The 4,822-nt window shown below is 33.3% G+C and carries 4 protein-coding genes; 1 reads left to right on the top strand and 3 read right to left on the bottom strand.

Annotated elements, in window-relative coordinates; translation table 11 throughout:
* Window positions 1-434: 434 nt before the first annotated feature.
* A complete protein-coding gene (locus tag V7183_RS18505; RefSeq protein ID WP_335360402.1) occupies window positions 435-2,162 on the bottom strand; it encodes a methyl-accepting chemotaxis protein in 1,728 nt (575 codons plus the stop codon).
* A 143-nt stretch (window positions 2,163-2,305) separates the two neighbouring features.
* The gene (locus V7183_RS18500) at window positions 2,306-3,568 is read right to left on the bottom strand and encodes a M48 family metallopeptidase (RefSeq protein WP_335360401.1); all 1,263 of its coding nucleotides are present in this window, start codon (window positions 3,566-3,568) and stop codon (window positions 2,306-2,308) included.
* 157 nt (window positions 3,569-3,725) lie between these two features.
* Between V7183_RS18500 and V7183_RS18495 the strand changes: the two genes are divergently transcribed.
* The gene (locus tag V7183_RS18495; RefSeq protein WP_097897617.1) at window positions 3,726-4,310 is read left to right on the top strand and encodes an SCO family protein; all 585 of its coding nucleotides are present in this window, start codon (window positions 3,726-3,728) and stop codon (window positions 4,308-4,310) included.
* A 52-nt stretch (window positions 4,311-4,362) separates the two neighbouring features.
* Here the strand turns inward: V7183_RS18495 and V7183_RS18490 are convergent, their stop codons facing one another.
* Window positions 4,363-4,662 carry a hypothetical protein gene (locus V7183_RS18490; protein ID WP_097897618.1) on the bottom strand — a complete coding sequence of 100 codons (300 nt, stop codon included), beginning with the start codon at window positions 4,660-4,662 and terminating at the stop codon, window positions 4,363-4,365.
* Between the last annotated feature and the right edge of the window lie 160 nt (window positions 4,663-4,822).

Raw genomic sequence — 4,822 nt, 5'->3', positions numbered from 1 at the left:
TGAGAACATGTATTGTAAGGACTTAACTATATAAGTACAAATTGAAAAATCGACATAAAACCTTTCTTTTTAGGTGGGAGAGAGCATCTGACCATGCATAGAAGCGGTCAGGGCCCTTTTCTGCCACATGCGAAGTAAAAACAGAATGAGCAAACGAGTGTCGGTTACTTTTTGTTCTGCATAGCAGGAATGTAGATGTCGAAACATTAAAATGAATTTATATAGGTATTCTCATATACAAATCCAATCTTTATAAACTAAATATTCCAAAAACAATAAATTCAATTATATATTATGAACAATAATCTGTAAAAAAATAGAATAAAAGACATATTAAAATGTAAAGGTTTATCACATCTTAACATGTCTCTTTTATACATGATTGTATTTTTCACATCGTTACGCTTCTTTTACAGATTGTTTGACTCATACTCCTATTTTTGAAGTGTAAATTGAGAAACAATCTTTTTCAATCCACCTGCTATACTGTGAAGTTGTTCAATTGCAACAGAAATCGTTTGAATGGACTCTTCCTGCTGACGAATAGATTCTTTTACCGCATCAGTGCGATCAGATGACCTTTGTGCAATGTGTGCCATTTCTTCTGCAGAAGCAGAAATTTCCTCACTGCTCGCAACCATTTCGTCCGTAGACATAGATACAGTTTGAATTTGAGCAGATACTTGCTGAACTTTTTCAGTAATTTTCCCAAATACTTCTTCCGTACGCATCACTACTTTTGTTCCTTGTTGTACCTCATGGTCTACTGTCCCCATCATGTCTACTGTATGATTCGTTGCTTCCATTACCTGAGCAACAAGTTGTTCGATTTGTTTTGCAGAATCACTAGATTGCTCTGCTAACTTTCTTACTTCATCTGCAACAATAGCAAATCCTCTTCCACTTTCCCCCGCACGAGCTGCCTCAATTGCAGCATTTAATGCTAGTAAATTAATTTGCGATGTAATCCCCTGCATGACATCAATAATTTTCACAATTTCCTCTGATTGCTCTTTCATATCCCCTACTTGTCTAACACCCATTTGCACGGATCCTTGAATCGTATCCATTTGTTTAATCATTTGTTTCATTAGTTTGTTTCCTGCCTCTGCGTCTAATGCAGAGTGAGCAGATAGCTCATTTACTGACGCAGATGTATCAACGATTCCTTGCATTTCATGCGTCAATTCTTCCATCGCACATGCAGTTTGTTCAGTTGCTTTCTTTTGACTATCAGCGCCATTTGCAACCTCTTCAATATCGATTGTAATTTGTTTAGCTGCATGATTTGATGTTTCTGATGCAGAAACTACTTCATCTGCATGATGGGATAAAAGTTGAATATTGTTTTCAACTTCTTGCATATTTCCCCTTAATCCCGCAATCATTTCATTAAAATCTTTTACTAATACACCTAATTCATCTTTTGCTTTATAATCTCCGTATACAGTTAAGTCTCCCTCTTTTGCTCTTCCCATCATACTACTTACGGTTTGTAAAGGGCTGACTATCAACTTACTAATAACATAACTTAATATGCAAATAAAAATGATACTAGCTGCCACAATTATAATAAAAGTAGTAATTGAGCGTTCAATCATTTTTTTAGAGTCATTAAATACTTTATCAGCTAAATCAGAAACATATTTCTCTAAATCTATCGTATGACCAGCTAGCTCGACTCCCTTTGGCTTTAATTCTTTTTGAAATTCATTTATCATTTGAGAGTCATTTGTTACTCTTGCTTTCCCAAACAAATTTTTATATGTATCCATATAATCTGGTAAAACCTTTTTCATTCTTTGAAACAATTCATCTTCTTGTTTACTCAAATTGAAACCATCATCATATTCTTTCAATAAAGATGCATATTCCTTAAGATCTTTTTCAATATTTGTAACACTCTCTTTTCTTTTCTCACTCTGCTCTGGTGAAGTCGTTATGAATTCTAATAAATTATATTCCAATGAATTTTGTGTACGAAGCATACTTTCCAATAAAACAGCGGAATATTGATAGTCATCCACAACAACCTCTGTATCATGTTTTATTTGTTTCATAGAATGGATAGCTAACCAACTCGTCATGATTAAGCCTAAAACAGCCAAGGAAATAAGTGTTAATAATTTATATTTCACCTTTAAATTTTTTAAATATCCCACAACTTCACCTCTATCTCTCTATATATAGATTTTTTAAATTTTATAGTTTATTATTTACAAAATCAGCATAAAAATCAATGATAAATATTACCAGAAGTAAACTTTTATTACCATAAATAAAGAAGCAGCGCAATTGCTGCTTCTTATTTTTGTTGTTTCTCATATTCTTCAAACGTATGAATTCTTTCAAAAATGGGTGGATGCGTATATAAGAAAAATTTTACTAATGCAGGTGGATTCACTTGACTTAAGCTTGTTTTCGATAAATATTGAAATGTTTTCACACCTGACTTTCCATCTTTCGTCATGTTTAATGCATATTGATCAGCCGCACGTTCTTCTATACGAGATACATAGTTTGATGCCGGACTTACCGCAAAAGATAATATAGAAGAAATGAGAAAAAACAAAGGAATGATAGAGAAACATGCTAACTTGGATATTTGTAATGTATCTCCCCATTTCCTGAGACACATATTGATAATACGACTAATGAGATACATGCCCACAAAGGTTAAAACGATATAACTTGCTACGCCCCAATATATATGTTTCATCACATAATGTCCTATTTCATGAGCCATTATAAATAAAATCTCTTTATCTTTTAATTGTTGAAGTGTTGTATCCCACATTACAATGCGAGTATTACGGCCAATTCCTGTTACATACGCATTTAACGCGTTCGTTTTTTCCGACATATTTACTTCATATACATGTTCAGCTGGAATATCCGCTTGATCTGCAAGTGCTAAAATTTTCGTTTCTAATTCTTTATTTTTCAGCGTAGAGAAGTCGTGGTAGAGCGGATCAATTAAAACCGGCTGCACGAACGTTAAAAAAATCGTAAACGGTACAGATAGCGCCCATCCAGCTAACCACCATCTCTTAGGAAACTTTCGAATCAGCCATAACAGAACCGAAACAATAAGTAGCATGATTACGTAATTTACCCAAAAATCAATGACATGATCTTTTATCCAGCTCGGTGTTGTCTGCGTTGAAATCCCGTAATCAATCGATACTTTATGTCCAATCCACTGCATCGGTAATGAAAGAGCTGTTGTAAGTAGTGATAAGTAAAATAAATAAATCGCAATCTGCAAGACCCTTACTTTTGTCGTATCCTTTGACCATTTTTCAAAACGCTTTGATACACCTAAAACAAGAACAAACAATAAAATAAGCCATTCAAGAGGCGTTGCTAAAAAAAAGAGTAAATTTTTCACCTGCGAGTAATTTTGACTTAGTGTAAGCTCCTTCGCATTCATAAATGTTTGCGGATCAGCACTCGTTCCTTTATACATATCCGGAATGATCTCATGATTCCATCCAAATAAATACCAATATATAAAGAAAGCAAAACCAACGTACAAAAAAAGCGACCAACCAATAACTTTCCTCACAGTATTCCCTCCTCTATGCTGCCTGTCTATTATTATTGTAGGTGCATACCTTCTAAAATAGAACAAGCTAATACAGAGAATTGTCATGGAACTTTCAATCCCTTTTCGTTAATTTTCTGATTCTTCTTATAAAATAAACTTAGGAGGGGATTGGAAGATGAAAAAGATTTATGTAACTTTTACATTAGGTTTAATCATTGTAATTAGTATTGGCATTTATTATTTTACAGACTATCGTAAAGCTTCAGCTGAAATACCCCGCGGCATCATTATGGAAGATATAAATGGCTCTACCGTATCTTTCGATAACTTACCTAAAAAATTAAAACTTGTAGAATTTATATACACAAAATGTCCCGACATTTGTCCAGTCACTACATACAAAATGAAACATTTACGTGATGAGTTAGAAAAAGAAAATCTCTTCGGGAAAAAGATTGAATTTATTACAATTACAATTGACCCTAAATTTGATACAAAAGAAGTATTAACTACATATTCGAACACCTTTGAAATAAAAAAAACAAAAGGATGGCATTTACTACGCGGCGATGTAGATGAAACGAAAAAACTAGCCGACACATTTAACTTTCAATACCGCGACCCTGGAAGCGGACTTTATATTCATACTTCTAACTCTTATTTACTTGATGAAAACGATCGATTAATTGAAGTATTTGGTATGGGAGAACGCGGGTTTAATAGTCAAAAAGTGCTCGAAAAAATTAAAAAGGCAATGTAAAAAACTCTTCTAGGCGAGAAGAGTTTTTACATTTCTGTTTAGGATCGTATCTCTACGGTATCATGTCCACAATAAAACTGAAGTCTTGAAAAGAAAGTGAACTATATTTCATAATTCCTTGTACAGTTAAAAGGAGTACAAGACCGAGCACACATATATAATTAATGCCATCCTCACTTCTTTTTTCAACTACAATGCCACCGCCAATACATAATAGGCCTAGCAGATGAAGTGCTAAATAAACAAAAAAATAGGCCTCATCCCAGCGAAGAGCAACATTCACTGTCGTAATTATAATTATGCTAACCATAATCAAATAAAATAACTTATTTGATGGTAGTATTTCATTCATATAATCATTCACATTCCTTTCTATATTTTTCCGTCATTTATCATTAATGTGATTTTTATAATTTTTCAGTATTTTCTAATCATCTTCATCCCTACTACTCTCCTGAAATATACATGTCACTATTAAAATGAAAAAACTATATAAATCCCTGTTATGCAGA

Origin of the sequence: Bacillus sp. JJ1127 (assembly GCF_036965845.1) — a bacterium.
Lineage (GTDB): Bacteria > Bacillota > Bacilli > Bacillales > Bacillaceae_G > Bacillus_A.
Note: the sequence above shows the minus strand (reverse complement) of the source record. Positions and strands in the feature narration are given on the sequence as shown.

Coding starts and splice junctions, on each gene's coding strand:
- V7183_RS18495 (WP_097897617.1), top strand. CDS start 3,726: ATGAAAAAGATTTATGTAACTTTTACATTAGGTTTAATCATTGTAATT.
- V7183_RS18490 (WP_097897618.1), bottom strand. CDS start 4,662: ATGAATGAAATACTACCATCAAATAAGTTATTTTATTTGATTATGGTT.